Origin of the sequence: Streptomyces sp. G-G2, assembly GCF_030063135.1 — a bacterium.
Lineage (GTDB): Bacteria > Actinomycetota > Actinomycetes > Streptomycetales > Streptomycetaceae > Streptomyces.
In genome coordinates, this window is record NZ_JASISO010000044.1 from 1 (window position 1) to 25,795 (window position 25,795).

A 25,795-nucleotide genomic window follows, 5' to 3' on the forward strand; every position below is an offset into this window, starting at 1 on the left:
CCTCTCCCCCTCTCCCCCAGCCAGAAGGTCCCACGTACGTGCGCATGCTCGCCAGACGCCTCCTGCTCCCCGGCCTCACCACCCTGGCGCTCACCGCCACCGGCTGCTCGACCGCCACCCCCACCGGCGCGGCGGCTCCCACACCCGCGACCGCTCCGTCACCGGCGGCCGACGGCGCCCAGCGGCTGGAGGTGGCCGCCGCGCCGCAGGGCGCTCCCGCGCCGACGGCTGTGGGCCGCGCCGGCGCCGGGCGGGGAGCCCCGACGAAGTCCTCACTGAAGGTCGCCTCCTACGACCGGCAGACCCGACGAGCCGTCATATCCGATACCCGGCAAGCACCTTCGGCGCCGGGTCACTCCCCCGCGCCCGCCCCACCCGTCGCCGTGGGCGACGTCGTCGCCAGCGCACCGGCTCCGGGCGCCCCCGACGGACTCCTCGCGAAGGTCACCGAGGTCGGCCGGAAGACCTCCCTCGGCACCGAGGTCCAGACGGCCCCCACGACCCTGTCCGCCGTGCTCGACGCCGACAAGGCGGACGGCAGGGTCCCCGTCGACCCGGCGTCGGTCACGGTCGAGCCCCTGATGAAGGGCGTCACCTTCTCCTGGGCCAGGAGCCAGGGGGCCCGGTTCGGGCCCCAGGGCGCCACGCTGCCCCTGGGCAGCCTGCGGCTCGATGTGACCGCGCCCGTCGACACCGCCCCGGACGCCCCCGTGCAGGCCGCCGCCTCGGTCTCCGGTTTCGTCCAGCTCGCGCCCACCGTGGAGTTCTCGTACGACGGTTCGGGCGGCTCCGGCCCGCGCTCGGCCTTCCTCGGCATGAGCGGTGTCTGGTCCTCGCAGTGGAGCCTCAAGGGCCGCGCCGCCGCGAGTACGGGCGCCCCCCGGCGGATCCCGTTCGCGAAGCTGCACAGCGCTCCGGTCATCCAGGTGGGTCCGGTCCCCGTCGTCGTCGACCTCGACCTGACCGTCTACGTCCAGGTCGAGGCCGACGGGCGCGTCACCCTCGATGTCCGGCAGGACGTCAAGGGCGACTTCCGCGTCGGCGGCGCCTACGCGACGGGCCCGGGCTGGACCCCGGTCAGCACCTCGAACGTCCACAGCACACCGGTGACGAGCGAGGTCACCGCCGCGGGCCGGATCAAGGGCGCGCTCGGCGCCGAGGCCTCCGTGGGGCTGTACGGGGCCGTCGGCGTCTCCGCCGACTTCGCTCCCTACCTGCGCGGCGAGGCCGACGCCAAGGCGTCCGCCGCCACCGGCGGCGCGGCCTCCGCGCACGCGGCCTGGGCGCTGTACGGCGGCTTCGGCCTCAGCGGCCAGCTGCACGCGCAGCTGTCCCTCTTCGGGACGCCGGTCTTCGAACGCCGGATCCCGCTGGGCGCCCTCACCCGCGAGTGGCCCCTCGTGAGCGGCCGGACCAAAAGCTAGTGCCGCGCAGGGCCTTCCGCCCCCGTGGACCAACGGCGGATGCCGCTCCTGGGTGAGACGGTTCGGGCCGTCCCCGACAATCCGCACGGAACGGGTCAGGAATGGAGAAGCGGTTCCGGCCACGCAGCCCGTAGCGTTTCCGAACGAGCCAGGCGCCGCCGCCGCAGACCGCGGGGGCGGCGCCGCCCGACGGAGGAGACACGATGAGCAGGGGCACGAGGACGGACCAGCAGTCGCCCGGGTCGTACGGCGGCGACAGCCACGATCTGATCCGCGTGCACGGCGCGCGCGTGAACAACCTCAAGGACATCAGCGTCGACATCCCGAAGCGACGGCTGACGGTGTTCACGGGCGTCTCCGGGTCGGGCAAGAGCTCCCTGGTGTTCGGCACCCTCGCCGCGGAGTCGCAGCGGCTGATCAACGAGACGTACAGCGCCTTCGTCCAGGGCTTCATGCCGACGCTGGCGCGCCCCGAGGTCGACGTACTCGAAGGCCTGACCACCGCGATCATCGTCGACCAGCAGCGGATGGGCGCCGACCCCCGCTCCACGGTGGGCACCGCGACCGACGCCAACGCCATGCTGCGCATTCTCTTCAGCAGGCTCGGCCGGCCGCACATCGGGCCCCCCGGCGCGTTCGCCTTCAACGTGCCCTCGGTCAAGGCGAGCGGCGCCATCACCGTCGAGCGCGGCGCCAGGAAGACGGTGAAGGCGACCTTCAGCCGCACCGGCGGCATGTGCACGCGCTGCGAGGGACGCGGCTCGGTCTCCGACATCGACCTCACCCAGCTGTACGACGACTCCAAGTCGATCGCCGAGGGCGCCTTCACCATTCCCGGCTGGACCTCGGACAGCTTTTGGACCGTACGGGTCTACGCCGAGTCGGGCCTGCTCGACCCGCACAAGCCGATCTCCAAGTACACCAGGCGGGAGATGCGGGACTTCCTGTACCGCGAGCCCACCAAGGTCAAGGTCGAGGGCGTGAACCTCACCTACGAGGGGCTGATCCCCAAGATCCAGAAGTCGATGCTGTCGAAGGACCGGGAGGCGATGCAGCCGCACATCCGGGAGTTCGTGGACCGGGCGGTGACCTTCACGACCTGTCCCGAGTGCGACGGCACCCGGCTCAGCGAGGCGGCCCGGTCCTCGAAGATCAAGAAGATCGGCATCGCCGACGCCTGCGCGATGCAGATCAGCGACCTGGCCGAATGGGTCCGCGGGCTCGACGAGCCCTCGGTGGCCCCGCTGCTCGCCACGCTGCGGCAGACCCTCGACTCGTTCACCGGGATCGGGCTCGGGTACCTCTCGCTGGACCGGCCCGCGGGCACCCTGTCGGGCGGGGAGGCCCAGCGCGTCAAGATGGTCCGCCACCTGGGGTCCCCGCTCACCGACGTCACCTATGTCTTCGACGAGCCCACCGCGGGCCTGCACCCCCATGACATCCAGCGGATGAACGCGCTGCTGCTGCGGTTGCGGGACAAGGGCAACACGGTGCTCGTGGTGGAGCACAAGCCGGAGACGATCGTGATCGCCGACCACGTCGTCGACCTGGGCCCCGGCGCCGGAACGGCGGGCGGCGCCGTCTGCTTCGAGGGCACCGTGGAGGGGCTGCGGGCCGCCGACACCGTCACCGGCCGTCATTTCGACGACCGGTCCGCCGTCAAGGAGACGGTACGCACCTCAACCGGCGCCCTGGAGATCCGCGGCGCGACGAAGCACAACCTGCGCGGCGTCGACGTCGACATCCCGCTCGGGGTGCTGGTCGTCGTCACCGGCGTCGCCGGGTCCGGCAAGAGTTCCCTGGTGCACGGGTCGGTCCCGGCGGGTGCGGGTGTGGTGTCGGTCGGCCAGGGTGCGATCCGCGGCTCGCGGCGGAGCAACCCGGCGACGTACACCGGGCTGCTCGACCCGATCCGCAAGGCGTTCGCGAAGGCCAACGGCGTCAAGCCCGCCCTGTTCAGCTCCAACTCCGAGGGCGCCTGCCCCGCCTGCAACGGCGCCGGGGTGCTCTACGTCGACCTCGCGATGATGGCGGGCGTCGCCACCCCCTGCGAGGAGTGCGAGGGCAGGCGGTTCCAGGCGTCGGTGCTGGAACACCGGCTCGCCGGCCGCGACATCAGCGAGGTCCTCGCGATGTCGGTGACGGAGGCCGAGGAGTTCTTCGGCGCGGGCGAGGCCCGCCTCCCCGCCGCGCACACCATCCTGGAGCGGCTCTCGGGCGTCGGTCTCGGCTACCTGGGCCTCGGCCAGCCGCTCACCACCCTCTCCGGCGGGGAGCGCCAGCGGCTCAAGCTGGCCACGCACATGGCGGAGAAGGGCGGGATCTACGTCCTCGACGAGCCGACCACCGGCCTGCACCTCGCCGACGTCGAGCAGCTGCTCGGCCTGCTCGACCGGCTCGTCGACTCCGGGAAGTCGGTGATCGTCGTCGAGCACCACCAGGCGGTGATGGCGCACGCCGACTGGATCATCGACCTCGGCCCGGGCGCGGGCCACGACGGCGGCCGGATCGTCTTCGAGGGCACGCCCGCGGAGCTCGTCGCCGGCCGCTCCACGCTGACCGGCCAGCACCTGGCGCAGTACGTCGGCCCCTGACCGGCGGCTCCGCGCGGAGCGGTTCAGGAGGTGGTGGCCGACGAGGACCACGACCGCGTCGCCGGGCGTGAACAGGTCTCCGCTCGGGGCGCCCCGCACCCCGGGCGCGCCGAACGTCGGAGCGCCCTCCGGGGACGGCCGGAAGGCGGGCGCCGCCGCGTTCCCGCGGTCCGGCACCCCCCCGAACCCAGGACCGTCCCGGCCCCCGGTTTCCCCTCCGCGCCCCCGGTACCGGCACGACAGCGCACACGGCCGGACCCGCCTCCCGCCGTGCGGGCCGGGACCCGCAGTGCGCGCGGCCCTCAGAGCACCTCCCGTACCTCCGGGAAGTGGCACGACGCCACGTGGTCGGCCGCGTGGGACGTCGGTTGCGGTTCGTCGGTCGCGCACCGCTGCCGCTGCCGCGGATCCAGTCGTACGTAAACCGGGCAGCGCCCCCGGAACCGGCAGCCCTCGTAGCGCCGGGTGGGACTCGGCGGGTCGCCGACCAGCAGGATCCGGCCGCGCTGCCGCTCGCGCTCGCGTTCCGGGTCGGGCAGCGGCACGGCGGAGAGCAGCGCCTGCGTGTAGGGGTGGCGGGGGCGCTCGAAGACGTCCTCGACGGTCCCCGCCTCGACGGTCCGCCCGAGGTAGACGACGCTGACCCGGTCCGCGATGTGCCGTACGACGGACAGGTCGTGCGAGACGAAGAGGTACGCGAGCCCCAGCTCGGCCTTGAGCCCGCGCAGCAGGTTCAGCACGCCCGCCTGTACGGACACGTCCAGGGCCGAGACGGGTTCGTCGAGGACGAGCAGCTTCGGTCCGACGGAGAGCGCCCTGGCGATCCCGACGCGCTGGCGTTGCCCGCCGGAGAACTCGTGCGGGAAGCGTTCGGCCGCCGCCCGGTCGAGCCCGACCTGTTCGAGCAGCTCCGGTACCCGCCGGGCGGCGCTCGCCCGGTCGGCTCCCTGCGCGCGCAGGGGCTCGGCGATGATGTCGCCGACCGGCATCCGGGGGTCGAGGCTGGCCATGGGATCCTGGAAGACGATCTGCACCTGCCCCCGCAGGGCTCGGCGTTCGGCCCTGCCCAGCGTGGCCGGGGTCTTCCCGAAGAGTTCGACCGCGCCGCCTTCGGGCCGCGCGAGGTGGAGCAGTTCGAAGAGGGTGGTGGACTTGCCGGAGCCCGACTCGCCCACCAGCGCCAGGGTTTCACCCGCGCGGATCTCCAGGTCCACCCCGTCCACGGCGTGCACGGTTCCCACCCGCCGTTTGAAGGCGGCCCCCTTGAGCACGGGGAAGGTCTTGACGAGACCGGTCACCTTCAACACCGTGTCACCGGCGGCCTGTCGCGGGACCTCCGGGATGTCGGGCACGGGGTAGACGTCCAGGACCCCGAGCCCCTTCTCGCCGATCTCACCGGAGCGGACGCAGGCGGCGGAGTGACCGCCGCCGTCCAGGGTCCGCAGCCGCGGGACCTCGGCCGTGCAGCGCTCCTGCGCCATCGGGCAGCGCGGCGCGAAGGCGCAGCCCGCGCCCACCTGTCCCGCCGCCGGGGGCGAACCGGGGATGGGGACCAGCGCGCCGCCCGCCGTGTCCAGCCGGGGTACGGCCCCGATCAGTCCCATCGTGTAGGGCATCGAGGGCCGCCCGAACACCTCGGACGCCGTCCCCGTCTCCACGATCCGCCCCGCGTACATCACCGCGACCCGGTCCGCCGTGCCCGCGATCACCCCCAAGTCGTGGCTGACCAGGACCAGCGCCGCCCCGGTCTCCCGCTGGGCCGTGCGCAGTACGTCGAGGACCTGGGCCTGGATGGTGACGTCCAGGGCCGTCGTCGGCTCGTCGGCCAGGAGTACGTCGGGATCGTTGGCCATGGCCATCGCGATCATCGCCCGCTGGCGCATCCCGCCCGAGAACTCGTGCGGGAACGCCTGGGCCCGGACCCCGGGTTCGGGTATCCCGACCAGGTCGAGGAGTTCCACGGCCCGGGCCCGAGCCCGGGCCCGGGAGACGTCCTGGTGGGCGCGTACCGCCTCGGCGATCTGGTCCCCGATCCGGTAGACGGGGGTGAAGGCCGACAGCGGGTCCTGGAACACCATCCCGATCCGCTGCCCGCGCACCGCCGTCAGCGCGGTGTCCGAAGCGCCGACCAGTTCGGTGGGGCCGAGCCGCACGGAGCCCCGTACGGCGGCGTTCGCCGGAAGGAGGCCGAGCATCGCGAGCGCGGTCGCGGACTTGCCGGACCCCGACTCCCCGACCAGGCCGAGGACTTCACCGCGAGCCAGGGAGAAACTGACCCCGCGCACGGCGGGCAGCCCGTCGAAGTCGACCTCCAGGTCCTCGACGGTCAGGACCGCGGGTGCGGCGCTCATCGTCGTCCTCCTTCGGCCGTGGGGGCGGACGCGCGGCGCGGCGCCCGGCGCGCGGCGCGCCGGGACGTCGGGTCGAGCGCGTCCCGCAGCCCGTCCCCGACCAGGTTCACCGCGAGCACGAAGACGATCAGCAGCGCGGCCGGGAAGAAGAACATCCAGGGGTAGGTGACCGCCGCCCCGGTGGTGCTCGCGATGAGCGTGCCGAGCGAGACGTCCGGAGCCTGTACGCCGAACCCGAAGTAGGAGAGCGCGGTCTCACTCATCACCGCCCCGCCGACCGCGATCGTCGCGTCGATGATGAGGAACGAGGCGATGTTGGGCAGGACGTGCCGCCAGATGATCCGGAGCGGCCCCACCCCCATGTACACGGCCGCCTTGACGAACTCCCGCTCCTTGAGCGACAGCGTCATCGACCGGACCACCCGCGCCGTGATCATCCATCCGAACACGGCGAGCAGCCCGACGAACGCGACCCAGCCGCCGTTCCGCAGCCGGGGCGAGATGATCGCGATGATCAGGAACGAGGGGAAGACGAGCAGCAGGTCGACGAAGAACATCAGCAGCCGGTCCGGCCAGCCGCCGAAGTACCCGGCGCAGGCGCCCACCAGTGAGGCCAGCACCGTCGAGAAGAGCGCCACCAACAGCCCGATGAGCAGCGACTTCTGGAGTCCGCGCACGGTCTGCGCGAAGACGTCCTGGCCGATCCGGTTGGTGCCCCACCAGTGCGCGGCGCCGGGTCCGGACCGCAGCGCGGTGTAGTCGATGTGGCTGTAGTCCCAGGGGCTGACGAGCGGCCCGGCGAAGGCGAGCAGGAAGAGCAGCAGCAGGACTGCGGCGCCGGCCGGGGCGCTGCGGCCCCGCAGGAACCGGCGCAGTACGACGGTGGTGCGCCCGGCCGGGCGGGCGGTGCCCGCCGCGCCCGGGACGCTGTTCTCGATCACGGCGGTCATGGTCGGGGTTCTCCGGTGGGTGCGTCAGGCATTGCGGATGCGCGGGTCGAGCGCGGCGTGCAGTACGTCGGCGAGGAAGCCGGACAGGAGCACCATCACGGCGGCGAACACATTGACGGCGACGACCGAGTTGACGTCGTTCTTGCCGATGGAGGAGATGAACCACTCGCCCATGCCGTGCCAGCCGAAGATCGTCTCGGTGAAGGTGGCGCCGGTGAACAGGGCCAGGAATCCGTAACTGAAGTACGTCGACATGGGGATCAGGGCGGTGCGCAGGCCGTGCTTGAGCAGTACCGTCCGGCGCCGCAGTCCCTTGGCGGCGGCGGTGCGAAGGTAGTCCGAGCCGAGTACGTCCAGCATGGTCGAGCGCTGGTAGCGGCTGTACCCGGCGATCGCGCCGAGGGCGATGGAGATGGTGGGCAGCAGCAGGTGGACGCCCCGGTCCTTGGCCACCGCCCAGAACCCGGAGTCGACGCCGGGGGTCTTCTCCCCGGTGAACTGGATGACGTCCGTTCCGGTCTTCTCGTTGAACCAGATCGCGCCGATCTTCAGCAGAACGGCCAGCAGGAACACGGGAGTCGAGAGCAGCGCGAACGAGGCGATGGTCATCGCCCGGTCGGCCGGGCGGTACTGGCGTACGGCCGTCCAGGCCCCCGCGAGCACCCCGAGCACGGTGCCGGCGATCGTACCGAGCAGCAGCAGCCGCAGGCTGACCCCGATCCGCCGCCCGAACTCGGCGCCCACCGGGGTTCCGTCGATGGTCTGCCCGAGGTCGCCGCGCACCGCGTGCCCGGCCCAGGAGGTGAACCGGGAGAGCAGCGGGGTGCGGTCATTGACGCCGAGGGCGGTGAGGTGGTGGTCCACGGACGCCGCGGACAGGGGGGGCTGGCGGCCCTCGTAGTACGCGCGGGGGTCGAGGGCGTAGGAGGCGAGCAGGTACGAGAGGAGGACGGCGGCCAGTAACAGCACGGCGTAGTAGCCGAGCCGCTTGGCCAGGTAGGCGGCCACGGGTGGGGACCTCCGCAGTGCTCGTGATCCGCAAGGGATTCGTCGGAAGAACGTGATTCCCAGGGGTCACTTGGGTATCACTGCCGCGGCGGCTCAACAGGTCCGGTTCATCGGCGTGTTGATCATCTTGGCCGTTGTTTGTTGCGGACATGCAAAAAAAACATAACGTGATTCCAGCAGCCCTCCCTCGGGAGCGCAAGATCTCCTACGGTCGGCGCAGTCTGCGGCCTCGATCAGGCCGCCTCGAAAACGGAGGACGTATCCCGATGCGCAGAACCACGCTCATCGCCCTGGCCGCAGCCGTCTCGGCCACCCTGACGGTGTCCGCCTGCGACTCCTCCGGGACGGACGCGAAGCCCGCGGCCAAGGAAGCGGCGCCCGCGGTCGACGGGCAGAGCACCAACGCCCAGCCGGTGAGCGCCCTCAAACAGGGCGGCTCCGTCAAGATCGCCATCGACCAGTGGATCACGCAGTACAACGTGAACCAGGTCGACGGGCAGCAGGGCGACGCCGCGGAGATCGCGCGGACCGTGCTGCCGCACCTCTTCTACGCCGACGCCAAGGGCGTCGGTCAGCCCAACACCGCCTTCCTCGTCTCGGCGAAGGTCGTCTCGACCAGCCCGCAGGTGGTGGAGTACCAGCTCGCCCCGAAGGCCAAGTGGTCGGACGGGACGCCGCTGGGCTGGAAGGACTTCGAGGCGCAGTGGAAAGCGCTGAACGGCTCGGACAAGGCCTACGAGGCCGCCGACACCTCCGGCTACGACCAGATAGCGAAGGTCGAGCAGGGCGCCGACGAGCACGGCGTGAAGGTCACCTTCGACAAGCCGTACGCCGACTGGACGCGGCTCTTCGACCCGCTGTACCCGGCCGCGTACATCGACACCCCCGAGAAGTTCAACAAGGGCTGGGGGGAGAAGGCGCCGGTCACCTCCGGTGCCTTCAAGATCGGTGCGTACGACAAGACCGCGCAGACCATCACCTTGGTCCCCGACCCGCAATGGTGGGGCGACAAGCCCGTGCTGGACTCGATCGTCTACCGCGTCCTGGACCGCTCCGCACGCACCGAGGCCTTCCTCAACAAGGAGCTGGACGAGGCGCCCGCGCTCCTGCCCGAGGACTACAAGCGGCTGGTCAAGGACCCGACCGCGGACATCCGCCGCGGCGCCCGCTGGGACGAGGTGCACATCACCCTCAACGCCGGACGCGGCCCGCTCCAGGACGTCAAGGTGCGCAACGCGCTCCAGGCGGCCATCGACCGCAAGGGCATCAACGCCAGCTTCGCCAAGGACCTCTCCTTCGAACTGAAGCCGCTCAACAGCCACTTCTTCATGCCGAACCAGGCGGGGTACAAGGACAACTCCAGCGAGTTCGACACCTACGACCCGGCGAAGGCGGGCAAGCTGCTCGAAGAGGCGGGCTGGAAGGACGCGGGCCAGGGCAAGCCGCGCACCAAGGACGGCAAGGAACTGGCTCTCGACTACACGCTGAGCGCGGGCGGTTCCTCCTCCCAGGAGGACCAGGCCCAGTTGGTGCAGCAGCAGTTGGGCGCCGTCGGCGTGAAGGTCAACATCAACAAGGTTCCGGCGAACGACTACTTCAACAAGTTCGTGAACACCGGGAACTTCGACCTCGTCAGCTTCCGCAACGTCGACGCGGCCTACACGTCCAAGCTCATCCCGGTTTTCCAGCAGCCCCAAGGCGCCAACCTCTTCCAGAACTTCGGCTCGGTCGGCAGCCCCCGGATCGACGACCTGCTGAAGCGGGCCGGGCAGACCACCGACCACGCCGAGGCGCTCACGCTCTACAACGAGGCCGACGTGGAGATCTTCAAGCTCGGCCACTCCATCGAGCTGTACCAGCGGCCGGAGATCGTGGCGGCCCGCAAGGGTCTGGCGAACGACGGCGCGGTCGGACTGTCCGACGTCGACTACACCAAGGTCGGCTGGCAGAAGTAGCCCCGGCCGCCGGGCGCGGCCTCCCCGGGGTTTGGCCCGGCGCTGTGCGGGCAGCCGCGCGACAGAGGCTGACGACGCCCCGGATGGAGGCCGACCATGTCGAACACCATGCTCATCATCGTGATCGTGATCGCCGCGGTCCTGGTGTGCGCACTCGCCGTCGGGTTGTGGATGAGTTCCCGGCGACGGCATCTGCAGAACAGGTTCGGACCCGAGTACGAGCGAACAGTCGAGGCGGAAGGAGGCCGGCTGGCCGGAGAGCGGGAGCTGCGTTCCCGGGAGGAACGGCACGCCGAGCTGGAGATCAAGGAACTGCCGGTTGAGCGGCGCCAGCAGTACGCCCAGGAGTGGAGCGGCGTCCAGGAGGGCTTCGTCGACCGGCCGGAAGGCTCCGTCGGCGAGGCCGACGAGCTGGTCACCCGGCTGATGCGCGAGCGTGGCTACCCCACGGAGGGGTTCGGCGGACAGCTGCGCGACCTGTCGGTGGAACACGGACGGACCTTGGAGCACTACCGCGCCGCGCACGACGTGAAGGTGCGCACCAGCGCGGGACGGACGACGACGGAGGAACTCCGCGGGGCGATGGTGCACTACCGCGCGCTGTTCGAGGAGCTGCTGAGCGACCAGAGGAGCCGGTGACATGCAGAACTACGGAGCGAGGAACGATCGGGACGCGGACCAGGATCTGGACCCGCGCCGGGATCCGGATCAGGACCGGACCGAGGACTCGGAGCTGACCACCGAGGACATCGCCCGTCCCGCGTCGGGCGCGTCCGCGCCGTCGACCCTGCGTGCGGACGAGGAGCGGCAGGTGCCCCTCTATCCGGGCGAGGCCACCGGGCAGACCACCGCCGACGATGGCGCCGGGGGTACGGACACGGACCTCGGGAGCCGTGACGACGACCCGCTCGGCGGGCGGACCACCGGCGGCGAGGACGGCCAGGGGTTCGGCCAGGACGACGGCCGGGGCATGGCCGGCGGAGACGGACAGGCCCCGACGACGGACGAGCCGCTGCTCGGCGTCCAGGACGCCGAGGGGTACCGGAAGTCGTGGAGCGACATCCAGGGCCGGTTCGTCGACGACCCGCAGGACGCCGTCCGGTCGGCGGACAAGCTCGTCGCCGAGGTGATGCGGACCCTCGCCGAGACCTTCTCCTCCCGCAAGCAGGGACTGGAGGGTCAGTGGGACCAGGGCGAGCAGGTCGCCACCGAGGAACTGCGACTGGCGCTCCAGCAGTACCGGTCCTTCTTCAACCGGCTGCTCAACACCTGAGGGTGGTGGCGGCCCCCGGGGGACGGCCGCCACCACCGGCCGGCGTGTCGTCGAACCAGTAGTCGCCCGCTGCCAGTGAGCCCGGGGAATCCGGGCTCACTGGCAGCTGCATGCCCGGGGCGGCGCCCGCTCCGCCGCCCGCCGGGAGCGGGCTGCTCGTGTGCGCCGTGCGCTCGGGGCGTTCGTCCCGCTCGGGGCGTTGGTCCATGGAAGGGCTCCTGGTCGATGGGGGACCTCGGGTACGCCGACCATCCTCGCGCCCCCGTGGCCCGCCCGCACTCCGCCGACGGCGGGTACGACGGCGGCACGACGGGCCGCGTCGGCCGGACCCTGCTTTCGTGGGTCAGGACAGCGCACGTCCACCACCGGGAGCCGCCATGTACGAAATGCAGGTCGGCGAGGCCGTCACCGGTACCGGGCTCGTATGGCACGTCGTCGCCCACGACCGCCTCGCCACTCTGTGCGGGCGGCCGCTCCAGCCCGCCCGAAGCCCCGTCACCGACCATCACTGCCTGCCCTGCATGGCGTCCTTCCAGGAGCTCATGCGCGGACCTGCGGGGTCCACCGAAGCCGGTACCTGAGCTCGGCGGCCCCGCGGCCACACCGTCCCCTCCGCGCCAGGCGCAAGACGTCGGCATCAAGATCCTCGGCGGCCCACTAGTGCCGCGTCAGGCAGCCTTCGCCCCGTCGCGACGCCCCGCACGCACTCTCGCCACACCGGCCGAAAGCCCACGTACGTCCCGCACAAGGATTTTCGGCCGACACGCCCGGAGCACGCACCGGACGCCGCTCCTCGCCGGGCAAACATTGCCTGACGCGGCACTACACTGGCCGGTTGTTTGGCGCTGGACCGGAACAACCCGGGCACACCTGGGCTCCGCCCGGCGGCCCGGGCGGTTCCGGGACCGAGACGCGAGGGCCGATGGCAGCCACACCTGAGCGCGGTGAGATCACTCCGCTCGACGACGGGAACCTCCCCGCAGAGCCCGAGCGGCCCGAGCGGTACGGAGCGCCGGGCGAGCCCGAGCGGTCCGGGGAGCGCGGGGATCCCGGGGGCTCCGGGAAGTCCGCCCTGTTCCGCGCCGGGGCCGCCGCCCCGCCCCGCACCCTCGTCGACATCTTCGAGGCCTCGGTGCGGGCGTACCCCGACGAACCCGCCCTGGACGACGGGACCACCCGGCTGACCTACCGGGCCCTGGCCGCCGAGGTGGAGCGCCGCAGGCGCGCCCTGGCGGCCGCAGGGGTGGGGCTCGGCGACCGCGTCGGCATACGCGTGCCGTCCGGCACCAACGAGCTGTACGCGGCGGTCCTCGCCGTACTCGCCGCGGGCGCCGCCTACGTGCCCGTCGACGCCGAGGACCCGGACGAGCGGGCCGAGCTGGTCTTCGGCGAGGCGGGCGTCCGGGCCGTGCTGGGCGCCGGACAGCGCATCGACGTCACCGGTCCCGCCGACGCGGCCACCGCCCCGGCCGCCGCGCGCCCCGGGCCCGGGCCCGGGCACGACGCGTGGATCATCTTCACCTCCGGTTCCACGGGCAAGCCCAAGGGCGTCGCCGTCACCCACCGCGGCGCCGCCGCGTTCGTGGACGCCGAGGCCGACCTGTTCCTCACCGAGGAGCCCATCGGCCCCGGCGACCGGGTGATGGCCGGGCTGTCCGTCGCCTTCGACGCCTCCTGCGAGGAGATGTGGCTGGCCTGGCGGCACGGCGCCTGCCTGGTGCCCGTCCCCCGCTCCCAGGTGCGCAGCGGCGCCGACCTCGGACCCTGGCTGGTCGACCAGGAGATCAGCGTGGTGTCCACGGTGCCGACCCTGGCCGCGCTCTGGGAGCCCGAGGACCTGGGCGAAGTACGGCTGCTGATCTTCGGTGGGGAGGCCTGCCCGCCCGAGCTGACGCAGCGCCTGGTCACCGAGGGGCGCGAGGTCTGGAACACGTACGGCCCCACCGAGGCCACCGTCGTCGCCTGCGCCGCGCTGCTGACCGGCGAGGAACCGATCAGGATCGGCCTCCCGCTGAACGGCTGGGAGCTGGCCGTGGTCGACGAGTCCGGCGAGCCCGTGCCCATGGGCGGCAGCGGCCAGCTCGTGATCGGTGGCGTCGGTCTGGCCCGCTACCTCGACCGGGACAAGGACGCCGAGAAGTACGCCCCGTTGACGTCCCTGGGCTGGCAGCGCGCCTACCGCAGCGGCGATCTGGTCCGCGCGGAACCGGAAGGGCTGGTGTTCCTCGGCCGCGGCGACGAGCAGATCAAACTGGGCGGCCGCCGCATCGAGCTGGGCGAGGTGGACGCGGCGCTGCAGGCCCTGCCCGGCGTCGCGGGCGCGGCCGCCGCCGTCCGTACGGCGCGCAGCGGCAATCAGCTGCTCGTCGGCTACCTCGTCGTCCAGGAGGGCTGGGACCACGCGGGGGCGGTCGAGCGGCTGCGCGCCGAGCTGCCCGCCGCCCTCGTGCCGCTGCTCGCTCCGGTCGACGAGCTGCCGACCCGGACCTCGGGCAAGGTGGACCGGGGCGCGCTGCCCTGGCCGCTGCCCGCCCTGGAGACCACCGGCCCCACCGAGGAGCTGTACGGCACCGAGGCCTGGCTCGCCGAGCAGTGGAGCGAGACCCTCGGCGTGACGGTCGGCGGCGCCGCCGACGACTTCTTCGCGATCGGCGGCAACAGCCTCGCCGCCGCCCAGCTCACCACCCGGCTGCGCACCCGCTACCCCCGCGCGGCCGTCCTCGACATCTACCAGCAGCCCACGCTGCGCAAGCTGGCCCGGCGGCTGGAGAAGTCCGTACGGGACGACGGCGCGGCCCGGACCGTCGCGCCGGTGCCGCTGCGGGCCAAGGTGATCCAGTCCCTCCTGCTGCTCCCGCTGTTCACCCTGGTGGGGCTGCGCTGGACGGTGGCGGTACTGGCCCTGGGCAACGTACTGCACTGGTTCGGCGGCTACCCGTGGGCGCCCACCGCCTCGTGGTGGCTCGTCGCCGCCGGGGCGGCGCTGCTGTTCAGCCCGCCGGGCAGGCTGGCGATCGCGGCGGGCGGCGCGCGCCTGCTGCTGCGCGGGGTGAGGGCGGGCCGCTACCCGCGCGGCGGGAGCGTGCACCTGCGGCTGTGGACGGCCGAGCGGCTCGCCGAGTACGTCGGCGCGACCTCGCTCAGCGGTTCCTGGCTGGAGCGGTACGCGCGGGCCCTCGGCGCGAAGATCGGCCCCGAGGTGGACCTGCACGCGCTGCCCCCGGTCACGGGCATGCTCAAGCTCGGCCGCGGCTGCGCCGTGGAATCCGAGGTGGACCTCTCCGGGCACTGGCTGGACGGGGACCGGCTGGAGATCGGCCCCGTCAAGGTCGGTGCGGGCGCGGTCGTCGGCACGCGCAGCCTGCTCTTCCCCGGGGCGCGGGTCGGCAAGCGGGCCGAGGTGGCCCCCGGCTCCGCCGTGGTGGGTCAGGTACCGACCGGCCAGCGCTGGGCGGGAGCGCCCGCCACCAAACTCGGCAAGGCCAAGCGCAACTGGCCCAAGGAGCGGCCGCCCCGTCCGGTCGGCTGGCGCGCCGCGTACGGGGCGGCCGGTTTCGGCCTCAGCGCCCTGCCCGTGCTCGCCGGCCTGCCCGCCCTGCTCGTCGCGGGCCGGTTCGTACCCGCCGGGGCCGGGGCGGCCGAGGCGCTGCGGGGGGCACTGCTCGCCGTGGTGCCGGGGGCGCTGGCCTTCGGGTTCGCGTACGCGCTGCTGCTGCTGGTCTCCGTACGCCTGCTCAGCCTCGGTCTGCGTACGGGCGTCCATCCCACGCACAGCAGGATCGGCTGGCAGGCCTGGACGGTCACCCAGCTGATGGACCTGTCCCGGGAGACGCTGTTCCCGCTGTACGCCGGGCTGATCACCCCGGTGTGGCTGCGGCTGCTCGGCATGCGGATCGGCCGGGGCGCGGAGGTGTCCACCGTGCTGGCGCTGCCGAGCCTCACGACGGTGGGCGAGGGCGCGTTCCTCGCCGACGACACCCTGACCGCGCCGTACGAACTGGGCGGCGGCTGGATGCGGATCGGCCACTCCGAGATCGGCCGCCGGGCGTTCCTCGGCAACTCGGGGATGACCGCGCCGGGCCGCTCGGTGCCGGACGACGGGCTGGTCGGCGTTCTGTCCGCCACCCCGAAGAAGGCGAAGAAGGGCAGCTCGTACCTGGGTCTGCCGCCGGTCCGGCTGCCCCGCTCGGCGCCCGCCGCCGACCAGGGCCGTACGTACGACCCGCCGGCCCGGCTGCTGTGGGCGCGGGGTCTGGTGGAGCTGTGCCGCCTCGTCCCGGTGTTCTGCTCGGTGGCGCTGGCCGTGCTGACGGCGGCGGCGCTCTGCGCGCTGACGGCGGCGGGCGGCCCGGGGATCTGGGTGGCCGCGCTGCTGTCGGGAGCGCTCCTGTTCGGCGCCGGGCTGGCGGCGTGCGTGGTCACGGTGGCCGCGAAGTGGCTGCTCGTGGGCAGGCACCGGGCCGGGGAGCACCCGCTGTGGAGCGGTTTCGTGTGGCGCAACGAGCTGGCCGACACCTTCGTCGAGGTGCTGGCCGTGCCGTGGCTGGTCGGCTCGGTGCCCGGTACTCCGGTGCTGTCCCTGTGGCTGCGCGGGCTCGGGGCGACGGTCGGCCGGGGCGTGTGGTGCGAGAGCTACTGGCTGCCGGAGACGGACCTGGTGGTGCTGGGGGACGCGGTCAGCGTCAACCGCGGCTGCGTGCTGCAGACGCACCTCTTCCACGACCGGATCTTGAGGACGGATACTGTGGTCCTCCGCGAGGGCGCCACCCTGGGCCCGGGCGGGATCGTCCTGCCCGGAAGCACGGTCGGAGCCCGCAGCACGCTGGGTCCCGCCTCGCTGGTGATGGCGGGGGAATCCGTCCCCGGTGACACCCGTTGGCTGGGCAATCCGATCGAGGCATGGTGGACCTGAGAGGGTCCGGGCACAGCACGGCACAGGGAGCGCAAGCGGCGATGAGCGGCCAGACGACAGCGGGATCGGACCCGTACTTCCCGGCCAACGGCGACTCCCGTTACCGTGTGCACCGGTACGAACTCGCTCTGGAGTACCGGCCGGGCCCCAACCGGCTGGCCGGGACGGCCCGGCTCAGCGCGATCGCCGGGCGGGCCGCGCTCGTCGAGTTCCATCTGAACCTGGCCGAGTTCAAGGTGGGCCGGGTCCTGGTGGACGGCCGGGCCACGCACTTCACCCACCGCGCCGGGAAGCTGCGCATCCGTCCGGCCAAGCCGCTGCCCGCGGGCTCGGCCTTCACGGTGGAGGTGCGCTGGGTGGGCAACCCCAAGCCGGTGCGCAGTCCTTGGGGCGGCATCGGCTGGGAGGAGCTGACCGACGGCGCGCTGGTGGCCAGCCAGCCGGTCGGCGCGCCCTCGTGGTACCCGTGCAACGACCGGCCCGCCGACAAGGCCTCCTACCACATCTCGGTCAACACCCCTTCCGCGTACACGGTGGTGGCGAGCGGGCGGCTGCTCACCCGGACCACCCGGTCCAGCACGACGACCTGGGTGTACGAGCAGTCCGCGCCCACCTCCAGCTACCTGGTCGGGCTGTCCATCGGCATGTACCAGACGGTGCTGCTCGGCGACCCGGGGCTCGACGGCGTGCCGCAGAGCGCCCACGTGCCCGCGCACCTGCTGCCCCGGTTCTCCCGCGACTTCGCCCGGCAGCCCGCCATGATGCGGCTGTTCGAGGAACTCTTCGGGCCCTACCCCTTCGGCGAGTACGCGGTGGTCGTCGCCGACGAGGAACTCGACGTCCCGGTGGAGGCCCAGGGCCTGTCCCTGTTCGGCGCCAACCACGTGGACGGGGCACGTGGTTTCGAGCGGCTCGTCGCCCACGAGCTGGCGCACCAGTGGTTCGGCAACAGCGTGACGATCGCCGACTGGCGGCACATCTGGCTGAACGAGGGCTTCGCGAAGTACGCCGAGTGGCTGTGGTCGGAGCGCACCGGCGGCCGCACGGCGCACGAACACGCGTCCGCCGCGCACCGGTTGCTGGCCGCACAGCCGCAGGACCTCACGCTGGCCGACCCGGGCCGCAAGCTGATGTTCGACGACCGTCTCTATCAGCGCGGCGGGCTCACCGTGCACGCGGTCCGGTGCGCCCTGGGTGACGGCGCGTTCTTCCGCATGCTGCGCGAATGGGCCGGCGCGCACCGGCACGGAGTGGTGACCACCAGCGGCTTCACGGGTCACGTGGCCCGCTACGCGGCCGAGCCGGTGGACGGCCTGTTCGCGGCCTGGCTGTACGAGCCGTCGCTCCCGCCACTGCCCCCGGCGCCCGTACGCACGCCCGTGCGCCCGTCGGTCCAGCCGTCGACGCCGCCTTCGGTCCCGGCGCGGCCAGGGTACCCGCCGACGAACGGCGCGGCGGCGGGCCGGAGCCGCAACTCGGCCTGACGGGCGCACGACTGGCCTGCGGCCCGCTCAGGAGCCCCCGTCGTAGTTTCCGGCTTCCACTTCGAGGGCGAGCTGCTGGAGCACCTCGATCGAGGAGAGGTCCGTACGGCCGCCGTCGTGCGCCATCGCGAGACTGGTGAAGGCCAGGCTGAATCCGGCGACCATCGTGTGCAGGGCCGGGCCCAGCGCCTCGGCGACGAGCCGGGCCACCTGCGCCGGTGAGGAGTCGGCCGGGACGCTGATCGAGGGCAGCATCTCGTTCAGCAACTGGGTGACGACCCTCGCTTCGGTCTCGGGGGTGTCGTCCTCTTCACCGGCTTCGGCTGCCCGGCGGATCTCCTGGGCCTCGGTGAGGATGCCGATGACTCGCTTGAGCACCTCTGCGCGTTCCATCTGCGGAGCCTAGCCTCCAGTCGGTCGCTGCGGGGGCCCGTTGCACCCGGTCAGTGGCGGGGGCGATGGCGGGGTTCTGTCGCGGGGTTCAGTGGCGGGGTTCAGTGGCGGGGGCCCTCGGTGGCCGCGGGGTGCGTGACCGGTGTGATCTTGGCGGCGTTCAGGGTGATCCGCTGGATCCGGGTCTCGTGGTTCGACGCCGTGGTGCTGGCGCCCCGCACCTGGTTCGGGGCCGCGTCGGTCAGCTCCCAGGTGGTGATCACCTCGCGGCGGACGGCGTCCGTCTCCTCGATGGAGACGGAGCGCGGTCCTCGCGGGTCCTCGGCGAGTGCCCAGGACAGGGCCTTCGGGGTGTCGGTGAGGACGCAGCCGGTGAGCGTCACCGTGAGCACCTCCCCGGGGAAGCCGCCGTCGCCCTGGGGGCCGAGACCCTGGACGTCCTCGCAGGTGAAACGTTCACCCTCGACGGTGACACGGAACTCTGTGGAGCGGGCGGCCGAGTTGCTGGTGGAGTTCATAGTGGAATCAGTCATGCCGACGCGCCTGCCCACGGCCCGGCGGCCCATGCGGACCCGCCCGGACCCCGTCCAGCGGCCCGGAACTCCTGGGACTCCGTACCCGGTGCGGGAGATCCTTCGCAAGGCGCGTAATAGGCACGAGAATGCTGAAATCCGGCCTTCCCCAGACCACTTCGGACACGCTGCGCGCCCAATTGATAGCTTTCCGTACACGAGGGGGCCGATCGCGGTCACATCTTGCGACGACCCCTGCCCGCACAGTGAGCGGAAGTGGGATTCCATGGTCGACAGCATCAGGTACGGGGCGCTGGACATCGCGGTGACCGACCGGTTCACCCGCCGTTGGGACGACGCCGGGTCGGGCGCGACTCTGGACGGCGCGTTCTTCAACCCGGAGATCTCCTCCACCCTGTACGCGCAGGGCTGGCGCTACCTCGGGAGCACCGGCCACCGCAGCCACGCCGACATGACGGGGGCCCGGGGCGCGATCCTGGTCCGCGGCGCGAACGCGGCCGACCAGATGATCAAGCCCCCGGTCCGGTTCGACCTCATATGGACGGACGAGAAGTCGGGCGCCAAGAAGAACGGTTCGGTGTGGCGGCCGGTGGCTCCGCCCGGATATGTCGCCCTCGGAGACGTGTGGGCCGCCCTGAGCTGGGACGCGCCGCTGACCGAGTACTACGCGTGCGTCCGCCAGGAGCTGGCGGGCCGCCGCTACGTACGGGAGGGCGTGATCGGCGACATGATCTGGGACGACAAGAAGTCCGGGGCCAGGAGGGACGTGTCGACCTGGCAGATCCGGCCGCCGCAGTACCCCACCGACAGCACCGAGCGCCTCATCCTGGGCGCCGATCTCCACCGGGCGCACGCCAGTCACGCCCGCCCGAGCGGCACGGTCCACGTCCTCGACCTGCCCGCGGCGGTGGCCCGGCGCAATCCCCCGGCCGTGCCGGTGCTGACCTCGCACCGGGAGCCCGATCCGGTCGCGCAGATCACCGACCGCGCGGTGACCGTACCGATGACGGTCGTGAAGGACCCCGGCAAGAACATCGCCTGGCAGGCGGCGAACTCGCCCTTCTACACGCTGGAGCGGCGGGTCAACTTCACCCTGCAGATCTTCCGCAACAACGAGGCGGGCAGCACCCCCGCCGAGTCGAGCGTGGCCGTCACAACCGGCATCACCAAGGAGATGAGCGAGGAGTTCAGCCGCCGGACCAGTACGACGGTGAGCGCGTCGGCCGGTATCGAGATCAAGGGTCTCAGCGCCTCGGTGGAGACCAGCGTGACCACCGAACTCGGGTACAGCAGCCGCCACAGCGTCACCCAGCTCAACTCCGTCACCAAGACGCACGGCCTCACCACTCCCGCACGGTCCTCGGGAGCCCTGTGGTCGGCGACGCACGAGATCATCGCGATCCGCAGGAACGGGGAGGCGGTCGGCGGGCAGGGCGGCCTGAAGTTCGACGTCGACTCCTACTTCACCGGCCAGTACCCGCGCGGCGCCCAGGCCCAGATGTCCACCGAAGGCGTGGGGGCCCAGGAGGGCACGCTCGCCCAGGCCTTCGGTGAGACCGGCGAGCCGAACGTCCCCGACGCCGAGCCGCAGGGCGCGGACGCCGACGAGGATCCCCGGATCGGCGAGGAGCCCCGGATCGGCTGACCGCCGCGCGGGCCGCCCGCGGACACCGCCTCCCCCGCCGACCCCGCCACCATCGGGGTCGGCCCCGGCGGTCCGGCGGCCCTCGGCGCTCCCCGGGACCGGGTCACGGGACGAGTACGACCTTTCCGGCGACCGTGCCCGACTCCGCCAGGCGCATCGCTTCGGCGACGCGGGCGAGCGGGATCTCGGCGGCGACCTTGGCGGTGATCTCGCCGCGCTGGAGGGCGGTGAACACCTGGGTGAGGTCGGCGCGCAGCCGGGCCCGGAAGCGGTCCTTGGCGTAGGCGCGGCCGGCCCAGACGTTGAAGAAGCAGGCGCTGCGGCCATTGGGCAGCGCGTTCCACATCCACACCCGGCCCAGCAGCAGGAGGACCGGCAGCGCTCCGCTGCCCTCGTCGTCGCGGGTGGCGGCGCTGCCGTAGGAGACGAGGGTGCCGCCGGGGGCCAGCAGCCGCCAGGAGCCGACCACGCCGTCGCCGCCGACGTGGTCGAAGACCGCGTCCACTCCCCCGGGCGCCAGTGCGCGGACCCGGGTGGGAACGTCGCCGGAGCGGTAGTCGATCGGCGTGACCCCGAGCGCGCGCAGCGCCTCGTGATGACGGGTGGAGGCGGTGCCGATCACCCGGGCGCCCGCGGCGAGCGCCAGCTGCACCAGGATCGAGCCGACCCCGCCGTTGGCGCCGTGCACCAGGACGGTCTGGCCGGGGCGCACCCGGGCCTTGCGGTGGAGCATCTGCCAGGCGGTGATGCCGTTGACGACGGCGGTCTCCGCCTGCGCCGCCCCGACGCCCTCCGGCACGGGGACCACGTCGGCGGCATCGGCCACGACGTGGCTCGCCCATCCCCCGGTCTTCGTCAGGGCGGCCACCCGGCGGCCGAGCAGCTCGGGGTCGACTCCCTCGCCCGCGGTCAGCACGGTGCCGACGAGGTCGTATCCGGGGACGAAGGGGAACGGGGGCTGGTCGTAGTAGCGGCCGCGGCGCATCTGCTGCTCGGCGAAGGACACGCCGGTCGCCTCCATGGCGATCACCACCTGCCCGGCGGCCGGCACCGGGACGGGCCCGCGGCGCAGCTCCAGCCCTTCGGGTTCGACCTTGCCCAGCAGTACGACCTCGACGCGCTCGGCGGTGCTCATGACTGGACTCCTTGGGTTCCGACCCGACCTGAGTTTTGGCTTCTCGCGTTCGTTAGAAGCTGTAACTAGAATGGGCATGGGCCGCGCCGGTGTCAAGGGAGCGGCCTCCACGATCGCGATATGCCATGCCGAGAGTGATAGCCTCTCACTATCGCGATGCGCGACGAGGCGATACGCGACGAGCGACAGGTGGCGGCATGACCGGACGTACGACGACTCCCCGCGAGCGGTACCGGCAGCAGGTCCGCGCGGAGGTCAAGGAGAAGGCCTGGGAGCAGATCGCGGGGTCCGGCGCCTCCGCCCTGTCCCTCAACGCGATCGCCAAGCAGATGGGCCTGAGCGGGCCCGCGCTCTACCGGTACTTCGCCAACCGCGACGAGCTGATCACCGAACTCGTCCGGGACGCCTACCGCGACCTCGCGGACGCCTTCATCGCCGTCGCGAACGAGCGGGGCGCGGGAGGTGCAGGAGGTGGCGGAGGCGGCTCCGAGGGCGTCGTCGCACTGGCCCGGGCGCTGCGCCACTGGGCCCTGCGGCACCCGCACCGCTACTTCCTCGTCTACGGGACCCCCGTGCCCGGCTATCACGCGCCGCCGGAGATCACCGCCATCGCCTCGGAGATGATGGCCGTCCTGCTCGACGCCTGCGCCGCCGCCACGACGGGCCCGGCCGCGGGCGACGCGGGGGCCCGCCCGCTCGGCGAGCACCTGGCGAACCACCGAGAGTGGGCCGCGGACCGCCCGGACGCCCCGCCCGCCACCCTCCGGCTGGCCCTGTCCTTCTGGACCCGCCTGCACGGCGCCCTGTCCCTGGAACTCGCGGGTCACTTCACCGGTATGGGACTGGACCCCGCCGTGCTCTTCGCGGCGGAGGTGGACGCGCTGACTCCCTGATGCGCCGACCTCCTGATGCGCTGCCCCCTGGCTGCGCTGCCCCTTGTGCGCCGGCGGCTGTCCGCGGCAACGGCATCGCGGACCGGGCGGACCGAAGCGCGGTGGCTCCGGCCCGCCCGGTCGGCGGCCCCGGGCCGCGGTGGTCAGCGTCCCCAGCCCGGGGCCGCGAGGGTCAGCGGCGTTCCGGCAGGTCCGCCTCGGCCGGGGCAAGGGCCGGGGCCGGGGACGCGGCCAGACCGCGCGCGGCGGCCTTGGTCCCGGCCGCGGGGGCCGCGGGCTTACCGCAGAACGCGGCCTCCAGCGTGCCGCCCAGGGCGGTGTTGGCCGCCCCGTCGTTCGAGGTGTTCGCCATGGCGGAGAGGCTGCGCTTGCCGTCACGGGTCGTGAAGGCGTAGGTGTAGAAGCCCTGCACGGTGCCCGTGTGCCCGAACACCTGCGTACCGCACGAGAGGTCGTAGCGCCGCAGACCCAGCCCGTAGAAGCGCGTGTTCGTCGCGTCCGTCGGGGTCACGGTGGTCATCTGGTCGAGCATGCGCGCGGGCAGCAGCTTGCCGCTGACCAGCCCCGACATGAAGGTGCTCAGGTCCGCCGCGTTGGAGATCACCGCTCCGGCGGTCTGCGCCCAGGACACCGTCTGCTCGGTGGAGTCGACCAGCGCCTCCCCGTCCTCGTCCGGGTGGAGGTAGCCGTGGGCGTGCGCGCCCCGGATGACCGTGGAGGGGTGCACGTAGGAGGTGTCGCGCAGCTTCAGCGGCTTGATGATGCGGCGGTCGTACTCCTTGGCCACCGGCTTCCCGGTCACCTTCTCGATGATCATGCCGACGACCACGAAGTTGGTGTTCGAGTACTTGTACGACACGCCGGGCTCGGTCGTGCGGGGCTCGGCGAGCGAGAGGTCCACCAGCTCCTGGTAGCCGAAGACCTTGTTGCGCACGGCCTCGAAGCCGGGGACCGTGTCCGCGAACATCACGTTCGTGTAGTCCGACAGGCCGCTGCGGTGCGTCATCAGGTGACGCACCGTGATCCGGTCGTCCGGCAGCAGGCCCGGCAGGTAGTGGTTGACCGGGGTGTCCAGGTCAACACGGCCCTCGTTCACCAGCTGGAGCAGCACGACGGAGGAGAACGTCTTGGAGACGCTGCCGATCCGGAACCGCGAGTCGACGTCCATCGCGGTGCCGTAGGCGGTGTCCTGGACGCCCAGAGTCTTGCTCTTCACCCCGTCCGGACCGGTGTAGCGGGCCAGGGCGCCGGGCGCACCCGCGTCCAGGGTGTTCTGCAGGGCCTTGGTCAGACCCTCCATGTCGGGCGTCACCTGCTGGGTCGGCGCGGCGGCGGCAGGCGGAGTGGCCGGTGCGGCGTGGGCCGCGGTGGCCGGGACGACACCGGCTGCCACGGCGAGCAGGGCAGCACTGACGGTCAGGCGTCGTTCAAGGGACAGGCGCACGTATTCCTCAACTCGATGGGTGGGGCCAGGGCATGCGAAAGTGCGGCAGCCCCCGGGGGACAACCCCGGAGACTGCGGACATTCCTGAGCCTACGTAAGATCATCGGCTGATGGATACCACCCCCGGACAAAAGGTGTGCTCCATCGGACCCCGCGGGCGCGCGGACCGGCGCGCCCGACGCGCGCCGCCGGGGCGGGATCTCGTAGCCTGGCACGATGCGTCAGTACGATCTTGTGGTCATCGGTGCGGGATCCGGCAACGCCGTGATCGACGATTCGTTCGCCGGTCTCGACGTGGCCGTCGTCGAGGAGCGGTGGTTCGGTGGCACCTGCCTGAACGCGGGCTGCATCCCGAGCAAGATGTTCGCCTACACCGCGAACGTGGCCCGTACCGTCGGCGAATCCGGCACCTACGACGTGGACGCCGAGCTGACGGCCGTGCGCTGGCGGGCGGCGCGCGACCGGGTGTTCGGGCGCCTGGACGCCGAGCGCGAAGAGGGCCGCCGGGGCCGCCTGGAAGCGGACTCCATCACGGTGTACGAGGGCCGGGCCCGCTTCACGGGCCCTCGGGAGCTGCGGATCGATCTCGCGGACGGCGCCGTCGACATCAGCGCCCGGCAGATCGTCGTCGCCGCTGGAGGCCGCCCGCTGGTGCCCCCGCCCGTCGCCGATTCCGCGCTGCCGTACGAGACGTCCGACACCGTCATGCGGATCGACGCGCCGCCGCGGCGCCTGGCCGTGCTCGGCGGCGGCTACGTCGCGGCCGAGCTGGCCGAGGTGTTCGCCGCGGCGGGCAGTTCGGTCACCATCGTCGAGAAGGAGGACCGCCTGCTCGGCCAACAGGACGAGTCGGTCGCCGAACGGTTCACCGAACTGGCCCGGTCCCGCTACGACCTCCGGCTCGGCCGCGAGCTCACCGCCGTCGACGGCCGTCCGGGCGCCCTGCGGCTGAGCCTGGACGACGGTTCGACGGTCGAGGCGGACATGCTGCTCGTCGCCGTCGGCCGCGTACCCAACAGCGACCGGCTGAACCTCGACGCCGCGGGCATCGCCACGCACGACGACGGCCGCATCGTGGTCGACGGCCACCAACGCACCACGGTGGACGGTGTCTTCGCGCTCGGTGACATCTGCACGCCGGTACCGCTCAAGCACGTCGCCAACCGCGAGGCCCGGGTCGTCGCCCACAATCTCCGCCACCCGGACGACCTGATCAGCGCCGACCACGACCTCGTGCCCGCGGCGGTCTTCGCCCGTCCGCAGATCGCCTCGATCGGCGCCACCCAGCAGGACTGCCGCGAGCGGGGGCTGGACCCGCTGGTGGGCGAGGCGCGGTACGCGGACATCGCCTACGGCTGGGCGACGGAGGACACCACGGGCTTCTGCAAGGTGCTCGCCGAGCGGGGGACCGGCCGCCTGCTCGGCGCCCATGTGATGGGCCCGCAGGCCTCCGCCCTCATCCAGCCCCTCGTGCTGGCGATGACCCTGGGCATCGACGCCGTCACCCTCGCCCGGTCCCCGTACTGGATCCACCCGGCCCCCACCGAACTCGTGGAGAAGGCCCTCCTCGACCTCGGCCTGTGACCCTGACCGCTGAGGCGGGACGAGGGCATCGGCCCGGTGGATCCGGGTAGGGGGACCCGTGAACGGGCGCCGCTACGAAGCCACCACCCGGCGCCGACAGGTCTCCGAGCCGAGGTGATCACCATGGGAACCCCTCCCGTCGATCCCGTCCCGCCCAGTCCCACTCCCGCGCCGGGGCCCGGTCCGGGCCCCCTCCCGGGTCCCGTTCCCGCCCCGG

Annotated in this window: 19 protein-coding genes; 11 read left to right on the forward strand and 8 right to left on the reverse strand. The window is 72.4% G+C overall.

The genetic code is table 11. The features are described from left to right. Positions 1 to 38: 38 nt before the first annotated feature. Together QMF80_RS28890 and QMF80_RS28895 are read left to right on the forward strand one after the other, a co-directional pair. Complete coding sequence (locus QMF80_RS28890; protein ID WP_283458515.1) at positions 39 to 1,424, forward strand: hypothetical protein; 1,386 nt, start codon at positions 39 to 41, stop codon at positions 1,422 to 1,424. Between the two features lie 203 nt (positions 1,425 to 1,627). Continuing rightward, positions 1,628 to 4,018: an ATP-binding cassette domain-containing protein gene (locus QMF80_RS28895; protein ID WP_283458516.1), complete on the forward strand. Its 2,391-nt coding sequence runs from the start codon at positions 1,628 to 1,630 to the stop codon at positions 4,016 to 4,018. A 302-nt stretch (positions 4,019 to 4,320) separates the two neighbouring features. Here the strand turns inward: QMF80_RS28895 and QMF80_RS28900 are convergent, their stop codons facing one another. From QMF80_RS28900 to QMF80_RS28910, 3 genes are read right to left on the reverse strand one after another with little or no spacing between them, the layout of a single operon-like run. Beyond that, entirely contained in the window at positions 4,321 to 6,369 is a 2,049-nt protein-coding gene (locus tag QMF80_RS28900; RefSeq protein ID WP_283458517.1) for a dipeptide ABC transporter ATP-binding protein, read from the reverse strand. Next, positions 6,366 to 7,319 (reverse strand): ABC transporter permease, encoded by a 954-nt coding sequence (locus QMF80_RS28905; RefSeq protein ID WP_502962946.1) that lies wholly within the window; start codon positions 7,317 to 7,319, stop codon positions 6,366 to 6,368. The genes QMF80_RS28900 and QMF80_RS28905 overlap by 4 nt, the downstream gene beginning before the upstream one ends. 24 nt (positions 7,320 to 7,343) lie before the next feature. Further along, positions 7,344 to 8,327 carry an ABC transporter permease gene (locus QMF80_RS28910; RefSeq protein ID WP_283458518.1) on the reverse strand — a complete coding sequence of 328 codons (984 nt, stop codon included), beginning with the start codon at positions 8,325 to 8,327 and terminating at the stop codon, positions 7,344 to 7,346. A 266-nt stretch (positions 8,328 to 8,593) separates the two neighbouring features. Between QMF80_RS28910 and QMF80_RS28915 the strand changes: the two genes are divergently transcribed. The 3 genes from QMF80_RS28915 (at position 8,594) to QMF80_RS28925 (ending at position 11,555) form a co-directional block, all read left to right on the forward strand. Then, positions 8,594 to 10,282 carry an ABC transporter family substrate-binding protein gene (locus QMF80_RS28915; protein ID WP_283458519.1) on the forward strand — a complete coding sequence of 563 codons (1,689 nt, stop codon included), beginning with the start codon at positions 8,594 to 8,596 and terminating at the stop codon, positions 10,280 to 10,282. Positions 10,283 to 10,378: 96 nt separating this feature from the next. Beyond that, complete coding sequence (locus tag QMF80_RS28920; RefSeq protein WP_283458520.1) at positions 10,379 to 10,921, forward strand: hypothetical protein; 543 nt, start codon at positions 10,379 to 10,381, stop codon at positions 10,919 to 10,921. A 1-nt stretch (position 10,922) separates the two neighbouring features. After that, positions 10,923 to 11,555 carry a hypothetical protein gene (locus QMF80_RS28925; protein WP_283458521.1) on the forward strand — a complete coding sequence of 211 codons (633 nt, stop codon included), beginning with the start codon at positions 10,923 to 10,925 and terminating at the stop codon, positions 11,553 to 11,555. On the opposite strand, the gene QMF80_RS28930 is transcribed toward QMF80_RS28925, so the two are convergent. Continuing rightward, a complete protein-coding gene (locus tag QMF80_RS28930) occupies positions 11,545 to 11,763 on the reverse strand; it encodes a hypothetical protein (protein ID WP_283458523.1) in 219 nt (72 codons plus the stop codon). The two genes, QMF80_RS28925 and QMF80_RS28930, sit on opposite strands and share 11 nt — an antisense overlap. A 169-nt stretch (positions 11,764 to 11,932) precedes the next feature. Here QMF80_RS28930 and QMF80_RS28935 point away from each other — a divergent pair, with 169 nt between their 5' ends. From QMF80_RS28935 to QMF80_RS28945, 3 genes are all read left to right on the forward strand, one after another. Then, positions 11,933 to 12,136, forward strand: a complete 204-nt coding sequence (locus QMF80_RS28935) for a hypothetical protein (RefSeq protein ID WP_283458525.1) — start codon at positions 11,933 to 11,935, stop codon at positions 12,134 to 12,136. 341 nt (positions 12,137 to 12,477) lie between these two features. Then, complete coding sequence (locus tag QMF80_RS28940) at positions 12,478 to 16,467, forward strand: Pls/PosA family non-ribosomal peptide synthetase (protein ID WP_283458527.1); 3,990 nt, start codon at positions 12,478 to 12,480, stop codon at positions 16,465 to 16,467. 41 nt (positions 16,468 to 16,508) lie between these two features. Continuing rightward, the gene (locus tag QMF80_RS28945; protein ID WP_283458531.1) at positions 16,509 to 17,951 is read left to right on the forward strand and encodes a M1 family metallopeptidase; all 1,443 of its coding nucleotides are present in this window, start codon (positions 16,509 to 16,511) and stop codon (positions 17,949 to 17,951) included. A 27-nt stretch (positions 17,952 to 17,978) separates the two neighbouring features. On the opposite strand, the gene QMF80_RS28950 is transcribed toward QMF80_RS28945, so the two are convergent. Together QMF80_RS28950 and QMF80_RS28955 are read right to left on the reverse strand one after the other, a co-directional pair. Next, positions 17,979 to 18,344 (reverse strand): hypothetical protein, encoded by a 366-nt coding sequence (locus QMF80_RS28950; RefSeq protein WP_283458533.1) that lies wholly within the window; start codon positions 18,342 to 18,344, stop codon positions 17,979 to 17,981. A 101-nt stretch (positions 18,345 to 18,445) separates the two neighbouring features. Further along, the gene (locus QMF80_RS28955) at positions 18,446 to 18,877 is read right to left on the reverse strand and encodes a hypothetical protein (protein WP_283458535.1); all 432 of its coding nucleotides are present in this window, start codon (positions 18,875 to 18,877) and stop codon (positions 18,446 to 18,448) included. 265 nt (positions 18,878 to 19,142) lie between these two features. On the opposite strand from QMF80_RS28955, the gene QMF80_RS28960 reads away from it, so the two are divergent. Next, complete coding sequence (locus QMF80_RS28960) at positions 19,143 to 20,522, forward strand: Vps62-related protein (protein ID WP_283458537.1); 1,380 nt, start codon at positions 19,143 to 19,145, stop codon at positions 20,520 to 20,522. A 103-nt stretch (positions 20,523 to 20,625) separates the two neighbouring features. On the opposite strand, the gene QMF80_RS28965 is transcribed toward QMF80_RS28960, so the two are convergent. Next, positions 20,626 to 21,657, reverse strand: coding sequence for a medium chain dehydrogenase/reductase family protein (locus tag QMF80_RS28965; protein WP_283458539.1), 1,032 nt, complete (start codon positions 21,655 to 21,657; stop codon positions 20,626 to 20,628). A 197-nt stretch (positions 21,658 to 21,854) separates the two neighbouring features. Between QMF80_RS28965 and QMF80_RS28970 the strand changes: the two genes are divergently transcribed. Continuing rightward, the gene (locus tag QMF80_RS28970) at positions 21,855 to 22,550 is read left to right on the forward strand and encodes a TetR/AcrR family transcriptional regulator (protein WP_283458540.1); all 696 of its coding nucleotides are present in this window, start codon (positions 21,855 to 21,857) and stop codon (positions 22,548 to 22,550) included. Positions 22,551 to 22,722: 172 nt separating this feature from the next. On the opposite strand, the gene QMF80_RS28975 is transcribed toward QMF80_RS28970, so the two are convergent. Next, positions 22,723 to 23,994 carry a serine hydrolase domain-containing protein gene (locus tag QMF80_RS28975; protein ID WP_283458542.1) on the reverse strand — a complete coding sequence of 424 codons (1,272 nt, stop codon included), beginning with the start codon at positions 23,992 to 23,994 and terminating at the stop codon, positions 22,723 to 22,725. A gap of 216 nt (positions 23,995 to 24,210) precedes the next feature. On the opposite strand from QMF80_RS28975, the gene QMF80_RS28980 reads away from it, so the two are divergent. Beyond that, positions 24,211 to 25,578 (forward strand): mycothione reductase, encoded by a 1,368-nt coding sequence (locus QMF80_RS28980; RefSeq protein WP_283458544.1) that lies wholly within the window; start codon positions 24,211 to 24,213, stop codon positions 25,576 to 25,578. The last annotated feature ends 217 nt before the right edge of the window (positions 25,579 to 25,795 follow it).

Bases quoted from the DNA above. Each gene is read 5' to 3' on its own strand.
- QMF80_RS28895 (WP_283458516.1), top strand. From the start codon at position 1,628: ATGAGCAGGGGCACGAGGACGGACCAGCAGTCGCCCGGGTCGTACGGC.
- QMF80_RS28900 (WP_283458517.1), bottom strand. From the start codon at position 6,369: ATGAGCGCCGCACCCGCGGTCCTGACCGTCGAGGACCTGGAGGTCGAC.
- QMF80_RS28905 (WP_502962946.1), bottom strand. From the start codon at position 7,319: ATGACCGCCGTGATCGAGAACAGCGTCCCGGGCGCGGCGGGCACCGCC.
- QMF80_RS28915 (WP_283458519.1), top strand. From the start codon at position 8,594: ATGCGCAGAACCACGCTCATCGCCCTGGCCGCAGCCGTCTCGGCCACC.
- QMF80_RS28920 (WP_283458520.1), top strand. From the start codon at position 10,379: ATGTCGAACACCATGCTCATCATCGTGATCGTGATCGCCGCGGTCCTG.
- QMF80_RS28925 (WP_283458521.1), top strand. From the start codon at position 10,923: ATGCAGAACTACGGAGCGAGGAACGATCGGGACGCGGACCAGGATCTG.
- QMF80_RS28930 (WP_283458523.1), bottom strand. From the start codon at position 11,763: ATGGACCAACGCCCCGAGCGGGACGAACGCCCCGAGCGCACGGCGCAC.
- QMF80_RS28935 (WP_283458525.1), top strand. From the start codon at position 11,933: ATGTACGAAATGCAGGTCGGCGAGGCCGTCACCGGTACCGGGCTCGTA.
- QMF80_RS28940 (WP_283458527.1), top strand. From the start codon at position 12,478: ATGGCAGCCACACCTGAGCGCGGTGAGATCACTCCGCTCGACGACGGG.
- QMF80_RS28945 (WP_283458531.1), top strand. From the start codon at position 16,509: ATGAGCGGCCAGACGACAGCGGGATCGGACCCGTACTTCCCGGCCAAC.
- QMF80_RS28950 (WP_283458533.1), bottom strand. From the start codon at position 18,344: ATGGAACGCGCAGAGGTGCTCAAGCGAGTCATCGGCATCCTCACCGAG.
- QMF80_RS28955 (WP_283458535.1), bottom strand. From the start codon at position 18,877: ATGACTGATTCCACTATGAACTCCACCAGCAACTCGGCCGCCCGCTCC.
- QMF80_RS28960 (WP_283458537.1), top strand. From the start codon at position 19,143: ATGGTCGACAGCATCAGGTACGGGGCGCTGGACATCGCGGTGACCGAC.
- QMF80_RS28965 (WP_283458539.1), bottom strand. From the start codon at position 21,657: ATGAGCACCGCCGAGCGCGTCGAGGTCGTACTGCTGGGCAAGGTCGAA.
- QMF80_RS28970 (WP_283458540.1), top strand. From the start codon at position 21,855: ATGACCGGACGTACGACGACTCCCCGCGAGCGGTACCGGCAGCAGGTC.
- QMF80_RS28980 (WP_283458544.1), top strand. From the start codon at position 24,211: ATGCGTCAGTACGATCTTGTGGTCATCGGTGCGGGATCCGGCAACGCC.